We start from the raw sequence: 15,133 nt of genomic DNA on the forward strand, positions 1-15,133 counted from the left end.
GTGTTCGTGTTGTCTTCTGTCATCTTGATCTACGGGCTCCGTGGCCCACCGCCAGCCAACTCGAGAGTCCCGTATTAACCGGCCCAATCGTTACGAGATCAATCCTGGATACGAACGTCGTCCGATGTCCGTTCGGCTCGTTCAGTGACGAGTATCGTTCCGAAACCCGGAGCGTCGGGGAGTTAAACAGTCCTCGAAACGTCGGCACAATCGGAAATTACTCCCGCTAAACGGTCGTAAAATCCCGGTTCGTACTTCGTCGCCTCGTCGATCGTCGGCCGGGCGTTCGTCTCATTGATCACGACCCGATCATCAGTCTCAAGCAGGTCCACCCCGAGAAACGGAATCTCGAGAACCTCGGCGACCGACTCGGCCAGTCGGCGCCACTCCGCCAGGAGGTCGACCCCCCGTGCCTTCGCGCCGCGATGGACGTTGTGTTTCCACTGGCCCTCGCGGACCGCATCGTCCGGGAGGCGGCGCTCGACGGCGCCGACGTACTCGCCCTCGAGGACCATCACCCGGTAGTCGGTAGCGTCGGGGAGGTACTCCTGGACCAGGAAGGACCGATCCCCGGTCGCCCGGTAGTCGTGGACCAGCGAGAGGTAGTCACAGATCCCCAAGAAGGAATCCAGGTCGTGGGCCTTCGCGACCCCGACCCCGCGAGTCGTCGAGTTGGGTTTCACCACGACCGGCGACTCGAGCCGGTCGAACGCCTCGATCAGTTCGCTCTCGCCGACCTCGTTCGAGACGTACACCGACCGCGGCACTGGCAGCTCGGCTCGCTCGAGGCGGGCGAGCACCTCGGCTTTGTTCCGCGAGGTGAGGATCGCCTCGCGGTCGTTGAGCCACGGGATCTCGAGGAGCGCGTCGGCAACGCCGCCCTCCATGGGCCGACCGGGGTAGACGAACCCCACATCGTACTCGTCGGGTGACCACGGCGCGTCCGCTCCCAGGGGGACGATCCGTTCGCTTACGGGAACGTGGTGGGCGCGGATGCCGCGCTCGGCGAGGGGCTCGCGCATCCGGTCGAACGTCTCCTCGGCGTTCGCGACCGCGAGATCGATCATGCTCGAGAGTCGGGAGTAGAGGCCCAAAAGTCTGCGTACCCGAACTCGGCTCGCCGTCCTCGGTTCGCAATCGACGGGACGGACTCCTCGAGCGCAAACGCTCGGCCAGAACGGTTAGGAGCCCGCGACGAACGGCATCTGCACTGCGCTGTGGAGCGACAGAACGGGAACGCTGTCCCGGAGTAAAAGGTGGGGTTACGAGACCAGCTGCTCTTCGCCCTTCTCGACGACGATACGGCACGGCGGCGAGATCTTGTTGTACGCGCGGCGGAACGCCTCCTTGGCGTGCTCGGCATCGTCCAGGTCACACCAGACCGTGAAGATGCGCTCGCCGGCGTCGATCCGCGCGGCGGTGCCGACGATCTTCCCGAACGACTGGCGCATCCCGTCGGAGACACGGTCCGCACCCGCACCCGTCGCCTGTTTGTTCTCCCGAATGACGTGGTGGGGGAACTTCCGGAGGATCATCTTGTAGTTGTTCTCGCCGGCGTTTTTCAGCATGTGCCGGTTGGCCGACAGGCGCGAGGCCTCAAGGCTCCCGTGGCGGATCTGGACCTCTTCCTCGGTGATGAGGCTGATCTGGACGGGGTAGTCCTCGGGGCCGGCGCTGACGTTGCCCATCTTGTGCTGTGCGATCTTCGATCCGGGGATTCCAGTAATGTACTCGCGGCGCGTGTAGGCCGGCTTACTGATCTCCCGGTACATTGAGGCGGGTTTGTCCGACATGGTTGTAGTTACTTACGAAAACCGAAGCCTACCGTGGGGATAAAGCCTTCGAACCGCCACGTCCGCGCCAGCGGCGGCTTCAGACGGAACTGCTCGGCGAGTTAACCGACAACACGTCAAAAATCTCCGCTCAGTTGCAGGTAATGTACTCGACGCCGTTCTTCTCGACGAGCCCCTCCTCGGTGAGGCAGTTCAGGACCGAGAGGACGCCGATCTTCTTCATTGCGAGGACCTCGTTCAGATCCGACGCCGTCGCACCGCCGCTGGCCTCGAGGTACAGGTAGACGAGTTTCGCCTGTGGGGAGTCGATTTCGGTCGGGAGCGGCTCGAGTTGCGTGGTGGTGAGTTGCTGTTCCATCATCGTAGTACAACCCACATCGAGGTTCCATATAAGTCTATGGTACATCTGAGCAATATAGTACAATGGATATAACCAACCTAATATCAATATGGCCAATTCATGCCAGTAGATAACGCCCATCTAGAGGAGCATATCGAGCATTTCGGACGCTCTCGGAGAGTTCTCTTCGGATGGAGGAGATGGTGTCAAATTGGTTACTATCGGTAAATGATTGCCGGTAACTGCTTTCAATCGTTGAATAGACTCAGCTAGTAATCACTATTCAATCAGTAATGATCGTTATCTACCCGATCGGATCCTTGTATAAGGGATATTATCACGAGCCGATGACGGCGGATGATCGAAGCTCCGGCCCCGCTCGAGCCGATCGGAACTCGTCGCCGCCTCACCACGACGGCGGCGTGTTTAAGGGTCTGCCTCCGGAAATACCTCGTATGCTGAAGAGCTTTCGGATCGGCTCCCTGTTCGGAATCCCGATCAAGCTCGATCTGACGTTCTTGCTGGTGCTCCCGCTATTTGCGTACCTCATCGGCGTCCAGATCGAACCTGTCACCACCATTCTCAACGACGTGCTCGGCGCCGGTATCGACGTCGGCGCCGTAACCGGCGGCGCGCTGCCGTGGATACTCGGCTTCGCCGCGGCGGTCGGGCTGTTCGTCGGCGTCGTGCTCCACGAACTCGGCCACTCGCTGACGGCCCAGCGGTACGGCTTTCCGATCGACTCGATCACGCTCTGGCTGTTCGGCGGCATCGCCGCGCTCTCGGAGATGCCCGAGGACTGGCGACAGGAGTTCACCATCGCCATCGCCGGCCCGATCGTCTCCGTGCTCGTCGGCGTCGCCTCCTACGCGCTCTTTCTCGTTACTCCCGAGGCGTTCGGCGGCGCGCGGTTCGTCCTCGGCTACCTCGCCGTGCTCAACGTCGCGCTCGCGATATTCAACATGATCCCCGCGTTCCCGATGGACGGCGGCCGTATCCTTCGGGCGCTGCTCGCTCGCGGCCGCTCGTACGCTCAAGCGACCCAGCAGGCCGCGAGCATCGGCAAGATGTTCGCGGTCGCGATGGGGCTGTTCGGACTGTTCGCGGTCAACATTATCCTCATCGGCGTCGCCTTCTTCGTCTACATCGCCGCCTCGAGCGAGGCCCAGCAGGTGACGATGAAGGCCGCGTTCCAGGACGTCACGGTTCGAGACATCATGACGACCGCGAGCGACCTCCACACCGTCGAGCCGGACGCGTCCGTCGCGGAGCTGATCCAGCGGATGTTCACCGAGCGACACACCGGCTACCCGGTCGTCGAGACCGACGGCTTCGGCGGCGAGCGACTCGTCGGACTGGTGACGCTGTCGGACGCCCGCGACATCAAACCCGTCGAGCGCGACGCGTACACGGTCTCGGACGTCATGACGACCGACCTGAAGACGATCGATCCGGACTCGGACGCGATGACGGCTATCGAACGGATGCGCGAACACGGCATCGGGCGGCTCCTCGTCGTCGAAGGCCAAGACGAGTGGGGTTCAGAGGGGGCGTTCGGCGACCCGGCGCTGCGGACCGACGGCGACCTAGTTGGCCTGATCTCGCGCTCCGACGTGATGACGGCGTTCGATATCGTCCAGAAGAGCGGCAGCGTCAACCCCTCGAGCCGGCCTCGAGCCGGCGACTGAGGCCGGCCGGGTACCGGATTCAACATTCTTAACCGCGGGCGTGGCCGAGGTGTCAGCGATGCCACCGGCCATCGAGACGACGGACCTCGTGAAGGAGTACGGCGACTTGCGCGCGCTACAGGAACTCTCTCTCACCGTCGAGGAGGGCGAGTTCTTCGGGCTGCTCGGTCCTAACGGGGCCGGGAAGACGACGTTCATCAACACGCTGGTCGGACTCGTCCGCAAGACGGGCGGCGAGGCTCGCGTCTTCGGTCACGACGTCGAGGACGACTACCGGCAGGCCCGGGACGCGATCGGGCTCGCCCCCCAGGAGTTCAACGTCGACCGCTTCTTTCCCATCCGCGAGGTTCTGATGCACAAGGCCGGCTACCACGGGATCCCCGAGGACGAGGCCGGGGAACGGGCCGACGAGGTTCTCAAGCGGGTCGGGATCTACGACAAGCGAAACGAGCGCTTCGACTGGCTCTCCGGCGGGATGAAGCGCCGACTGCTGCTCGCTCGAGCGCTCGTCACCGAGCCCGACCTCCTGATTCTCGACGAGCCGACCGCCGGCGTCGACGTCCAGCTGCGCCACGACCTCTGGGAGCTGGTGACCGAACTCAACGAGGAGGGGACGACGGTCCTGCTGACGACCCACTACATCGAGGAGGCCGAACGCCTCTGTGACCGCGTGGCGATCATGAACGAGGGCCGAAAGGTGACCGTCGCGACGCCGGACGACCTCAAGACGCGAGGGACGGACACGATCTCGGTTCGCCTCGAGGACGCGCCGTCGGTCACCCCGTCGGTCGGCGGCTACGCCCACGAGGCGACCCTCGAGGGCGACCGGTTCGAGGTCCGGGTCGACGACGGCGGCTCGACCGCGCCGCAGCTGTTGAACGACCTCGAGGCGGCGGGCCACGAAATCGCCGACCTCGAGATCACCCGCACGTCGCTCGAGGAGATCTTCGTCGACCTGACGAGACAGGACGACCGAACGACGACCCGATCCGACGCGCCGACGAACGAGGAGTCGGCAGGCGACGAAGGGGCGGAGACGCCGGCGCGTGAGCAGGAGGGGCTCGCCTGATGCTGTCGGTCGGTTTCCGGGCGCTCTTTCAGCGCGAGCTGCTTCGGTTCGTTCGTCGTCCCAAGAACACGTTCATGCCGCCGGCGATCACGAACGTCCTCTACTTCGCCGTCTTCGGGATCATCCTCGGCGGCCGGATCGACGAACCCGTCGCGGGGATCGGTTACATCCTCTTTCTCGTTCCGGGGCTGGTCGTCCTCGGGACGATCTCGAACGCCTTCGAGAACGCCTCCTTCTCGATCTTCCACGGCCGGTGGAACGAGTACATCCACGAGACGCTGACCTCGCCGCTTTCCTACGTCGAGATGGTCGTCGCCTACGTCGGCGCCAGTGCGGTTCGCGGACTGATCGTCGGCGTCATCATCGCCGTCATCGGCCGGCTGTTCGTCCCGATCTCGATCGAGAACGGGCTCTTTCTAGTGGCTACCATGGTCGTGATCGCCGCGCTCTTTGCCGGATTCGGGATCATCGGCGGGCTCGTGGCCCGGGACTTCGACGACCTCACCGTGATGAACCAGTTCATCCTGCGGCCGCTGGTCTTCTTCGGGGCCGTCTTCTACTCGCTGACGATGCTGCCGTCGACCTGGCAGACCGTCTCCCTGCTGAACCCGATGGTCTACATGGTCGACAGCGTTCGGTACGGGCTGTTAGGCTACTCCGATATGCTCGAGATCGCGCCGGCGGCCTACGCCGAGTTCGCGCCGTACGCCTCGCTGGGCGTGCTCACGCTGCTCACGATCGGCGTCATCGCGGTCGACGTCTACCTGTTCAAGATCGGCTACGGCCTGACCGACTGACCCTCGAGCTCAGTCGTTCCGATCGGCGACCTGCACCAACTGCTTGCCGATGTTCTCGCCCTCGAACAGCCCCATGAACGCGTCGGGCGCGTTCTCGAACCCCTCGACGACGTCCTCGCGGTAGCGAAGCTCGTCGGCGGCGATGAACCGCGAGAGTCGCTCGAGCGCCTCGCCCCAGCGGTTCTCGTAGTCGTAGACGAGCAGCCCCTCCACGCGGGCGCGAGACTCGATAAGTTTGCCGAGCTTTCGGGGTCCGGTCGGAATCTCCGTCGCGTTGTACAGCGCGATCTGTCCGCAGACGGCGACCCGAGAGCGAACGTTGAGCAGCGGCCAGACGGCATCGGTGATCGGTCCGCCGACATTGTCGAAGTAGACGTCGACGCCGTCGGGGCAGGCCTCGGCTACCGCGCCGGGCAGGTCGTCGGTCGTCTCGTAGTTGATCGCGGCGTCGAACCCGAGTTCGTCGGTGAGCCACGCCGTCTTCTCGTCGCTGCCGGCCGTTCCGACCACTCGAGCGCNCGTCTCGTAGTTGATCGCGGCGTCGAACCCGAGTTCGTCGGTGAGCCACGCCGTCTTCTCGTCGCTGCCGGCCGTTCCGACCACTCGAGCGCCGCTCAGTCGGGCGAGCTGGCCGACGACCGAGCCGACCGCGCCGGCCGCGGCCGAGACGACGACCGTGTCGCCAGGTTTCGGCTCGGCGACGTCCGTCGTTCCGAAGTACGCCGTCACTCCGGGCATCCCGAGGACGCCCAGCGCGGTCGAGATCGGCCCGTGGTCGGGATCGACCCGACGCAGGTCGTTCCCGTCCGCGACCGCGTGTTCGGCCCACAGCAGTTCGCCCGCCACGATATCGCCCGGCTCGAGCCCCTCGTAGTTCGACTCGATGACCTCGCCGACGACCCCCGCTTGCAGTGGGTCGCCGACGTCCCACGGCTCCGCGTAGGACTCGGCGTCGCGCATCCGCCCGCGCATGTACGGATCGACCGACTGGTAGAGGGTTCGAACGAGTACCTCGCCCGATTCGGGCGCGGGTCGGGCGACGGTGACGAGTTCGAAGTTCTCGCGGGTCGGTTCGCCGGACGGACGGCTCGCCAGCCGCCACTGTCTGGTTTCTGCCATACGTCGTCGAGGTCCCGGGGGGAGGTCAGTGTTCGGCTCGCGGAACCCGGACGCGAATTCGACCGGAAGGGGAACCATTTTTATCGCGGTCCGTGCGTGTCACCGTATGAGCGGGGACGACGTACTGACGAAGCTACTCGCCGGCAACGCGAACCACGTCGAGGAACTGGCCGACGACTACTTCGAGGACGTGCAGGCGGGCCAGCATCCCGAGACCGTCACGGTGTGTTGTTCCGATTCGCGAGTCCCGCAGGAACGGATGTGGAGCATCGACCGACCGGGAGCCGTCTTCACCCCGAGCAACATCGGCAACCAGGTCTGGGACGTCGACGACGGCGAGCGGATCGTCGACGGCGGCGTTCTGTACCCGATCCACCACGCGGGTACCGAAGTTGCAACGGTCGTCGGCCACACAGGCTGTGGCGCCGTTACGGCCGCCTACCAGGTCGCCACCGGCGGCGACCGCCCCGGACCCCAGGGCGTCGGAAAGTGGGTCGACCTGCTCGTCCCGGTCGTTGAGGAGGGCCTCGAGAGCGACCTCGTCGACGACGAGGCTGACGACGAACGAGTGGTCAACCAGCTCGTCGAGTACAACGTCGACCACCAGGCGCAGTTCCTTCGGAAGTCGGCAGACGTTCCGGACGACGTCACCGTCTACGGCTTCGTCTACGACTTCCAGGGCGTCTACGGCGACGAGTACGGCCGCGCGTACCTGGTCAACTACGACGGCGAGACCCACCCCGAGAAGATCGCGGACCGGATCCCTGAGGAGTACGAGGAAGCGACGCGGAGTCTGCTGTACTGATCGGTATCGTTTTCTCGCTCTCCCCGAAAGAAACGGGTATGCGGACACTGCTCGAGTCGGACACCGGCTTCTACTACGCGATCGGTGCGTTCACGACCCTGGTGTTCGTCGTCGGTCTCGTCGTCCTCGCCGCGCTCAACCCGGGCGGTATCGGTGCCCGGGAACTGATTGGTCTCGTCGTCGGCTTCTGCCTGTTCATGCTCGTCTACTTCGTCTCGATTACGGTCCACCGACTCGAGGGCGGCGATAGCCTGCGATAGAGTCACATAGTTTATCGGTAATAGTTCCGGTAGAGGGTTCCAAGGGCCGAAATATCGCGTTTCAGCCGAGTCAAAGGGTTTATCCGTTCCGCGCACCTCTGCTCAAAAGCAATGGCGAAAGGAACCGTTGATTTCTTCAACGACACTGGCGGCTACGGATTCATCGAGACTGAGGACGCGGACGACGACGTGTTCTTCCACATGGAAGACATCGGCGGCCCGGACCTGGAAGAAGGTCAGGAGCTCGAGTTCGACATCGAGCAGGCCCCCAAGGGCCCGCGCGCAACGAACGTCGAGCGCCTGTAAGGCAGAATTCGTAACGGTATCGGCTCTTGACTGCAGTATTTTCACACTTTTGAGCGACAGTGCCGGCGATCGCTACGTCGAAACGAGACAACGTTTAGTGAGTTCGACGGCCACTGACACGTATGACCGACCCAGTGGTCCGCAGCAGTGACAACGTCGAGTACGAACCGGTCGACGCGGCTGACGGCCTCGAGAAGGGTGTCCTGATCGACGAGAGCCACGGCGCGCCGAACTTCGCGATCCGACGGTTTACGCTCGCAGCGGGGGCCGAGGTACCCGAACACACGAACGAGGTCGAACACGAGCAGTACGTTCTCGAAGGGACGTACGTCGTCGGCATCGGAGACGAAGAGTTCGAGGTCGAGGCCGGCGACTCGCTGTTGATCCCCGCCGGCACCGTCCACTGGTACCGCAACGAGGGCGACGAACCTGGCGCGTTCCTCTGTGCAGTGCCCAACGGCGACGACGAGATCGAACTGCTCGAGTGAGCGACCGCCCAGTTATATACTCCCGACGGCCGAATCGGCCGAACAGTCGTGAACGTCCTCCTCGTACTGGGTCATCCCCGGACGAATAGCTTCTGTGGCGCACTGGCCGACGCCTACTGCGAGGGTGCCCGCGAGGCCGACGTCGACGTGCGCGAACTCACCGTCGCCGATCTCGAGTTCGATCTCGACGTTCGCGTCGAGTCCCCGGAGAACCAGCCCCTCGAGCCCGACCTGCAGGCCGCCGAGCGGGACCTCGAGTGGGCCGACCACCTCGTCTTCGTCTACCCGAACTGGTGGGGAACGATGCCCGCCCGGCTCAAGGGCTTCTTCGACCGCCTCTTTCGACCCGGCTTCGCCTTCTCCTTTTACGAGGACGGCGAGGGCGCGGGCAAGGAGGAGCTGCTCGACGACAAGACCGCCGAGCTGATCGTCACGATGGACGTCCCGCCGCGGATCTACCGCTGGCTCCTTCGCCAGCCCGGCAACCACGCCCTCAAGCGCGCGACGCTCGGCTACGCGGGCGTTCGGACGACGCGGGTGACCAACCTGGGTCCGATCGAAAGCTCGGATCTCGAGGAGCGCGAGGGCTGGCTCGAGGACGTACGGGAACTGGGTCGAAGCCTCGAGACGGGGCCGGAGTCGCGGCTGGGGCGAACGAAACGGGCGGCGACGAGCTGGCTGAAGGCGCTCCGGCTGCAGTTCTACCCGATGGCCTGGATCGCCTACACGATCGGCGCGCTGGCGGCGGTCGGCTCGGGCGCGTTTTCGACCGGGGCGTACTGGCTCGGACTCGGATTTTTGTTCTTCCTCGAGGCCGCGACGGTGTTGAGCAACGAGTACGCCGACTACGAGACCGATCGACGGAATACCTTCGCCGGGCCGTTCACCGGAGGGTCCCGAGTGCTGGTCGACGGCGAACTGTCGTTCGGGCAGGTCCGGGCCGGGATCGCCGTCTTTCTCGCGGCGACGGCTGCGTTCGGCGGGGCCACGCTCCTCGCCGGAGCGGGATCGACGGCGGCGACCGCGGGGACGATGGGTACCCTCGCGGCGCTCGCACTCGGGTACACGCTCTCGCCGCTGAAACTCGCCTACCGTACGCTGGGCGAACTGGACGTCGCCGTCACCCACAGCGTCGGCGTCCTGGTGCTCGGGTTCGTCGTCCTCGGCGGCGCGTGGCACGATCCGCTGCCGTGGCTGCTTGGACTGCCCTTCCTGCTGTCGGTGCTGCCCTCGATCACCCTCGCGGGCGTACCCGACGTCGACGCCGACCGGCTCGCGGGCAAGCGGACGGTTGCGGCCCGGTTCGGCGTCGACGGAGCCGCGGCGGTCGCCGCGACGACGGCCGTACTCGCTGCCCTAACGGGCGCGCTCTGGCAGTTGCTGGATCTCGTTCCCGGCTACGGCCCCGCGATCTATCTGGGGCTCGTCCACGCAGCCGCGATCGTCTGGCTGCTCCGGAACCGACTCGATCCCGACGCGGGCGCCCAGCGTATCGACCTCTTGATGATGGCCTCGCTGAGCTACATCACCTGGTTCGGCGTCGTTCCGCTGGTCGGGCTGCTGTGACTCGAGTAAGGGTCCGATTACACCGAGACGAGGACGAGTCCGAACCGCTCAAGTACGCCAGCCGACTATACTATCGCGTGTCGCAGCAGGTCCAGGACGTCGAAACGATCTTTTGTCACGAGACGGGCGGCGACTACCTCGTCGTCGTCCAGCGGGACGGCAAGCGGCTGTTCCGGGCGAAGCTCGGACTCTCCGAGACCTCCGCGGGCCCCCGGCCCGCGAAGTTCCGGCTGAAGGACGGCTCGAGTGAAGAACCCCGCCAGCCCGACGAGTTCGTCGAGCTCGCCCGTCGAGCGAAGCGCATCCGCATCTCCGAGCAGACACCGTCCGAGAAGCGTCGCGAGCTCACCGAGATGTTCGCCGGCTACCAGCTCGAGGACAAGGTCAAGGCCGTTCGGACCTGCCGCTACTGCGCCTCCGCGGGACGGTACTCACCGGTGACGACCGAGACCGCGGTTAAAGACGACACCGACTGGATCTGCCGGGACTGCGCCCGCCAGGAGCTCGAGCGTCAGCTCTCCTTTTCCGGCGGCGGCGCGGTCACCGGGGCCGCGAAGGAGCGACTCGAGGAGCTGATGCTCGAGGTCCAGGACCTCCAGCGGATCGTCAACCTGCTGCAAGGACAGCTCGACCCCGACCTCACCCAGTTCGACACCATCTCGGCGACGACCGACGAGGTCGACCCCGTCCGGACCGACTCGTTGAGCCTCCATCCCGGGCTGCAAGGACTGCTCGAGGACCGCTTCGAGACCCTGCTCCCGGTCCAGAGCCTCTCCGTCGAGAACGGCCTCTTCGATGGAGAGGACCAGCTCGTCGTCTCCGCGACCGCGACCGGGAAGACCCTCGTCGGCGAGATGGCCGGGCTCAACCGCGTCCTGAACGACAAGGGGAAGATGCTGTTTCTCGTCCCCCTCGTGGCGCTCGCCAACCAGAAACACGAGGACTTCGAGGACGAGTACGGCCACCTCGTCGACGTCTCCCTCCGGGTGGGTGCGAGTCGAGTCACGGATAACGGCAACCGGTTCGATCCCAACGCCGACGTCATCGTCGGCACCTACGAGGGGATCGACCACGCGCTGCGGACGGGCAAGGACCTCGGCGACATCGGCACCGTCGTCATCGACGAGGTCCACACCCTCAAGGAGGAAGAGCGGGGCCACCGACTCGACGGGCTGATCTCGCGGCTCAAACACACCACCGAGCAGCGCGCGGCCCGACGGGACGACTACGGCGGCGCCCAGTGGGTCTACCTCTCGGCGACCGTCGGCAACACCGAACAGCTCGCCGAGGTCCTCGAGTCGACGCTGATCGAGTTCGAGGAGCGGCCCGTGCCGATCGAGCGCCACGTCACCTTCGCCGACGGCCAGGAGAAGGTCCGCATCGAGAACAAGCTCGTCAAGCGGGAGTTCGACACCGAGTCCTCGAAGGGGTATCGCGGGCAGACGATCATCTTCACGAACTCCCGCAGGCGGTGTCACGAGATCTCCCGCAAGCTCGAGTACTCCGCCGCGCCGTACCACGCCGGGCTCGACTACGGGCGCCGCAAGCAGGTCGAGCGCCAGTTCGGCGAGCAGGAACTGTCCGCAGTGGTGACGACCGCCGCCCTCGCGGCTGGCGTCGACTTCCCCGCCTCGCAGGTGATCTTCGACTCGCTGGCGATGGGGATCGAGTGGCTCTCCGTCCAGGAGTTCCACCAGATGCTCGGGCGAGCCGGTCGTCCCGACTACCACGACGAGGGGAAGGTGTACGTGCTGGTCGAACCCGACTGCTCGTACCACGGCTCGATGGAGATGACCGAAGACGAGGTCGCGTTCAAGCTCCTCAAGGGGGAGATGGAGTCCGTGATGACTCACTACGACGAGGACGCCGCCGTCGAGGAGACGCTGGCGAACATCGTGGTCGGCGGCAAGGCCGCCAAGAGCCTCAACAACCGGATGCTCGGGGAGGTGCCCACCAAACACGCGATCGGAAAGCTCCTCGAGTACGGCTTCATCGACGGCTTCGAGCCGACGCCGCTCGGACAGGTCGTCACCCAGCATTTCCTCTCGCCCGGCGAGGCGTTCGCGCTGGTCGACGGGATTCGAAAGGAGGCCCACCCGTACGACCTGATCGCCGATATCGAGCTTCGGGACGACGATCTGTAGGAGCTCAGTGAAGGGGTCGTGAGAACGGAGACGGTAGACGAAACGGACTGCTTCTCGAGTCAGGGGACGAAGGCGACGCCGAACAGCGAGAGCAACAGCACCAACAGCGAACCGGGCAGCCCGCCGATGGCGACGATCAGGAGCGCGATCGGCGTGATCGCGACCGAGACGCCGAAGACGGCTTGTGCCAGAAACAACACGAGCAGGCCGACGACCGCGTTGACGATGAACGGACGGACGGTCTGAATGATCGTCGTCGCGCCGAGGACGGCAACGAGAACGAGTACCAGTAGGAGAATCTCGAGTCCTGTGACCATACTCGAGCGTAGCGAGCGAAGCGGGGAAAGCCGTTCGGTCCGGAACGAAACCCTTTAAACGATCCACCCGGAAAGAGTGATACGGGATCGTGGGTTAGCTTGGTATACTTCGGGCCTTGGGTGCCCGTGACCCCGGTTCAAATCCGGGCGATCCCATACTTCTGCTGCGAGCAACTCCGCGAGCAGCAGCCATCTGGCAGAGCGCGGATTTGAATTATAGTAACAACTGAAACTGTTTGCACACCGATCGCACAGCCGTCGTGCGATCGGGTGCGCACTGACTTTCAGTGGCTACTATATAGAACGGCGAGCATTGCGAGCCGTTCGCGTGGTTCAGAATCCGGGCACCCCCGTTATCACGAACAGAGTCGCGAGCAGCGAGTTCATCACAAGCGATCGGAGGCGTGGAAGACCGGGGTTCTGCGCGAAGCGCAGGTTCTCGAGCGTAGTTCAGATTCGGACGATCCCGATTCCGACACACACCAGGAACTCCTCAAGGCGTTCCCGTCGACGAACGCATCCTGAAAAACGCGCGATCGAAGCGATCGAGCGCCGGCGGCCGAGTCGCGTCACTCTTCGACGCCGAGCTCTTCGGCCTCCCACTCGGACGCGAGCCGGCTGGCCAGCTCGCGCGGTCTGTGTTCGTAGACCAGATGGTGCTCGAGGGAATCCCCGTGCGAGATCGTTTCGTTGCACACCGGACAGAAGACCGACGACCTGGTTGGCATGCGGGAGATACATCGTGAGAGAGCAAAAAGGCGCGCTTCGGCCGCAGAGTGTCGAGCAGAGTCGCGAGCGATCGGTCTCCGATGGGATCGATGCGGTACCGGTACCGTCAGGATCTCGGCGTCCGAAAGCGTGTCTTCGACGAGCGTTCCGGTTAGAGCCGACGGATCGGGCAACGTCTCCCGCCAGAATCGGCGACCTTCGCACAAGTATCTCGATTTCCGTGTTTTCGGTTTGCGCTCGTCCTCTATAATAGCTTTCAGAAGCACGAAAGCCAAGCCTTAACCGTGTGCCGGGATACTGAATAATCGTAATGGCAAACGGTACGGTTGACTTCTTCAACGACACAGGCGGTTACGGTTTCATCGAGACTGAGGATGCTGACGAGGACGTGTTCTTCCACATGGAAGACGTCGGCGGCGAGGACCTGACTGAGGGAACCGAGATCGAGTTCGACATCGAACAGGCCCCCAAGGGTCCGCGCGCGACGAACGTCGTTCGCGAGTAACTAACCCGGTATCCGGTCGCCAAACGGCGACCGAACCGATTTCTACACCGATCGAACGGCAGTCGTTCGATCGACGTACTTTACCCGAGTAGTAGCGACGGTAGGACGACCCGCTGGCGGCCTCGAAGCCGGTCGCTCACAGGGTGTGTCTGTACCCACACTCCGGGCAGTAGACGACGCCGGATTTCACGAGCGTGAAGCTTCGGCTACAGCGCGTGCACGGACAGCCGACCGAGAGACCGGTCTCCCGGGCCAGCGCTGCGATCGTCCGCTCGAGCTGGCGCTGTCGGTCCTCGATCGTCTCGAGGCGTTTCGTGGTCGCCTCGAGACGGTTGATTACCGCCCGTTGACGGGTAGCTTCCGAACGCGATGCCGATCGGGGGGTCATACGGTCAGTACGCTCCCAGCGAACAAAAGCACATCTACGGCCGGAGCCGGAGAGCGAACGGAAGTCGTGGACGACACGTGCAACCCGAACTGTTTCCCTCGACCGTCAGAAACTGACCGTATGGTAGCGGTCTCCGAACGACCGAAGCGATGGCTCGTCAACGGCATCATCCTGACGATCCCGCTCGTCGTGACACTGCTCGTGTTGCTCGTCGTTATCGATTTCGTCCTCGGAATCCTCTCACCGATCGTCGCCGGCGTACAGTACGTCTGGCCGAACGAGCCGCCCCGAATCGTAATCCAGCTAACGACGCTGGCGTCACTGGTCGGATTCTTTCTGGTGATCGGGTTCGCCGCCGAGCACACGCCCGGAAAGCGCGTCTCGAAGCAAGTCCACGCGACGGTGGAAACGATTCCCGGTGTGAGTGTCCTCTACGAGAGCGTCCGGCGGGCCAGCGACATCCTCGTCGACGACGAGACGGACCAGTTCAAGGAGGTCAAGCTCGTCGAGTTTCCCCACGACGACGCCTACATGTTCGGCTTTCTGACGGCAGATACCCCGTTGGAGATCGAAGAAACGGTCGGGGACGAGGAGATGATGACGATCATGGTTCCGCTGGGACCGAATCCGACGACGAACGGCTACGTGATGCACGTCTCGGCCGAACACGTCTACGACGTCGACGTCACCGTCGAGGAAGCCGTCCGGTCGATCGCGACGCTCGGCGTCTCCGTCGACGAACTCGGTACGGAGACGGCCGACGACGCGGACGAACGGGCGGCCAACGACACGCCGTTCGGCTCGACTCGAGGGTGAGAC

18 protein-coding genes and 1 tRNA gene are annotated in these 15,133 nt (G+C 64.2%); 12 read left to right on the forward strand and 7 right to left on the reverse strand.

What is annotated here, in order from left to right; genetic code table 11:
* Positions 1 to 182: 182 nt before the first annotated feature.
* The 3 genes from C491_RS06085 to C491_RS06095 all read right to left on the reverse strand — a co-directional run bounded on the left by C491_RS06085 (position 183) and on the right by C491_RS06095 (position 2,154).
* Positions 183 to 1,067, reverse strand: a complete 885-nt coding sequence (locus C491_RS06085; RefSeq protein ID WP_005554568.1) for an ATP-grasp domain-containing protein — start codon at positions 1,065 to 1,067, stop codon at positions 183 to 185.
* A gap of 195 nt (positions 1,068 to 1,262) precedes the next feature.
* A complete protein-coding gene (locus C491_RS06090; RefSeq protein ID WP_005554570.1) occupies positions 1,263 to 1,793 on the reverse strand; it encodes a 50S ribosomal protein L16 in 531 nt (176 codons plus the stop codon).
* Positions 1,794 to 1,923: 130 nt separating this feature from the next.
* Positions 1,924 to 2,154 (reverse strand): MarR family transcriptional regulator, encoded by a 231-nt coding sequence (locus C491_RS06095; protein ID WP_049891528.1) that lies wholly within the window; start codon positions 2,152 to 2,154, stop codon positions 1,924 to 1,926.
* A gap of 434 nt (positions 2,155 to 2,588) precedes the next feature.
* Here C491_RS06095 and C491_RS06100 point away from each other — a divergent pair, with 434 nt between their 5' ends.
* From C491_RS06100 to C491_RS06110, 3 genes are read left to right on the forward strand one after another with little or no spacing between them, the layout of a single operon-like run.
* Entirely contained in the window at positions 2,589 to 3,821 is a 1,233-nt protein-coding gene (locus C491_RS06100; protein ID WP_005554572.1) for a CBS domain-containing protein, read from the forward strand.
* A gap of 58 nt (positions 3,822 to 3,879) precedes the next feature.
* Complete coding sequence (locus C491_RS06105) at positions 3,880 to 4,890, forward strand: ABC transporter ATP-binding protein (protein WP_005554573.1); 1,011 nt, start codon at positions 3,880 to 3,882, stop codon at positions 4,888 to 4,890.
* Positions 4,890 to 5,687, forward strand: a complete 798-nt coding sequence (locus C491_RS06110; RefSeq protein ID WP_005554574.1) for an ABC transporter permease — start codon at positions 4,890 to 4,892, stop codon at positions 5,685 to 5,687. The genes C491_RS06105 and C491_RS06110 overlap by 1 nt, the downstream gene beginning before the upstream one ends.
* Before the next feature lie 9 nt (positions 5,688 to 5,696).
* On the opposite strand, the gene C491_RS06115 is transcribed toward C491_RS06110, so the two are convergent.
* Positions 5,697 to 6,806, reverse strand: a complete 1,110-nt coding sequence (locus C491_RS06115) for an NADP-dependent oxidoreductase (RefSeq protein WP_005554575.1) — start codon at positions 6,804 to 6,806, stop codon at positions 5,697 to 5,699.
* Between the two features lie 106 nt (positions 6,807 to 6,912).
* On the opposite strand from C491_RS06115, the gene C491_RS06120 reads away from it, so the two are divergent.
* From C491_RS06120 to C491_RS06145, 6 genes are all read left to right on the forward strand, one after another.
* On the forward strand, positions 6,913 to 7,611 hold the full coding sequence (locus tag C491_RS06120; protein ID WP_005554576.1) for a carbonic anhydrase: 699 nt from the start codon (positions 6,913 to 6,915) through the stop codon (positions 7,609 to 7,611).
* 38 nt (positions 7,612 to 7,649) lie between these two features.
* The gene (locus C491_RS06125) at positions 7,650 to 7,871 is read left to right on the forward strand and encodes a hypothetical protein (RefSeq protein WP_005554577.1); all 222 of its coding nucleotides are present in this window, start codon (positions 7,650 to 7,652) and stop codon (positions 7,869 to 7,871) included.
* A 111-nt stretch (positions 7,872 to 7,982) separates the two neighbouring features.
* Positions 7,983 to 8,177 (forward strand): cold-shock protein, encoded by a 195-nt coding sequence (locus C491_RS06130; RefSeq protein WP_005554588.1) that lies wholly within the window; start codon positions 7,983 to 7,985, stop codon positions 8,175 to 8,177.
* A 122-nt stretch (positions 8,178 to 8,299) separates the two neighbouring features.
* Positions 8,300 to 8,665 carry a cupin domain-containing protein gene (locus C491_RS06135; protein ID WP_005554589.1) on the forward strand — a complete coding sequence of 122 codons (366 nt, stop codon included), beginning with the start codon at positions 8,300 to 8,302 and terminating at the stop codon, positions 8,663 to 8,665.
* Between the two features lie 48 nt (positions 8,666 to 8,713).
* A complete protein-coding gene (locus C491_RS06140; RefSeq protein ID WP_005554590.1) occupies positions 8,714 to 10,231 on the forward strand; it encodes an NAD(P)H-dependent oxidoreductase in 1,518 nt (505 codons plus the stop codon).
* A 77-nt stretch (positions 10,232 to 10,308) separates the two neighbouring features.
* Positions 10,309 to 12,375: a DEAD/DEAH box helicase gene (locus C491_RS06145; protein WP_005554591.1), complete on the forward strand. Its 2,067-nt coding sequence runs from the start codon at positions 10,309 to 10,311 to the stop codon at positions 12,373 to 12,375.
* Between the two features lie 59 nt (positions 12,376 to 12,434).
* On the opposite strand, the gene C491_RS06150 is transcribed toward C491_RS06145, so the two are convergent.
* Complete coding sequence (locus C491_RS06150; RefSeq protein WP_005554592.1) at positions 12,435 to 12,692, reverse strand: pro-sigmaK processing inhibitor BofA family protein; 258 nt, start codon at positions 12,690 to 12,692, stop codon at positions 12,435 to 12,437.
* An 83-nt stretch (positions 12,693 to 12,775) separates the two neighbouring features.
* Between C491_RS06150 and C491_RS06155 the strand changes: the two genes are divergently transcribed.
* Positions 12,776 to 12,848: transfer RNA gene (locus tag C491_RS06155), tRNA-Pro, on the forward strand.
* A 413-nt stretch (positions 12,849 to 13,261) separates the two neighbouring features.
* Here C491_RS06155 and C491_RS23175 read toward each other — a convergent pair.
* Complete coding sequence (locus tag C491_RS23175; protein ID WP_005554593.1) at positions 13,262 to 13,420, reverse strand: hypothetical protein; 159 nt, start codon at positions 13,418 to 13,420, stop codon at positions 13,262 to 13,264.
* 311 nt (positions 13,421 to 13,731) lie between these two features.
* Between C491_RS23175 and C491_RS06160 the strand changes: the two genes are divergently transcribed.
* Entirely contained in the window at positions 13,732 to 13,926 is a 195-nt protein-coding gene (locus C491_RS06160; protein ID WP_005554594.1) for a cold-shock protein, read from the forward strand.
* Between the two features lie 136 nt (positions 13,927 to 14,062).
* Here the strand turns inward: C491_RS06160 and C491_RS06165 are convergent, their stop codons facing one another.
* Positions 14,063 to 14,314 carry a hypothetical protein gene (locus tag C491_RS06165; RefSeq protein WP_005554596.1) on the reverse strand — a complete coding sequence of 84 codons (252 nt, stop codon included), beginning with the start codon at positions 14,312 to 14,314 and terminating at the stop codon, positions 14,063 to 14,065.
* A 120-nt stretch (positions 14,315 to 14,434) separates the two neighbouring features.
* On the opposite strand from C491_RS06165, the gene C491_RS06170 reads away from it, so the two are divergent.
* Entirely contained in the window at positions 14,435 to 15,130 is a 696-nt protein-coding gene (locus C491_RS06170; protein ID WP_005554598.1) for a DUF502 domain-containing protein, read from the forward strand.
* Positions 15,131 to 15,133: the final 3 nt, after the last annotated feature.

The organism is Natronococcus amylolyticus DSM 10524 (assembly GCF_000337675.1).
Taxonomy (GTDB): Archaea; Halobacteriota; Halobacteria; order Halobacteriales; family Natrialbaceae; genus Natronococcus; species Natronococcus amylolyticus.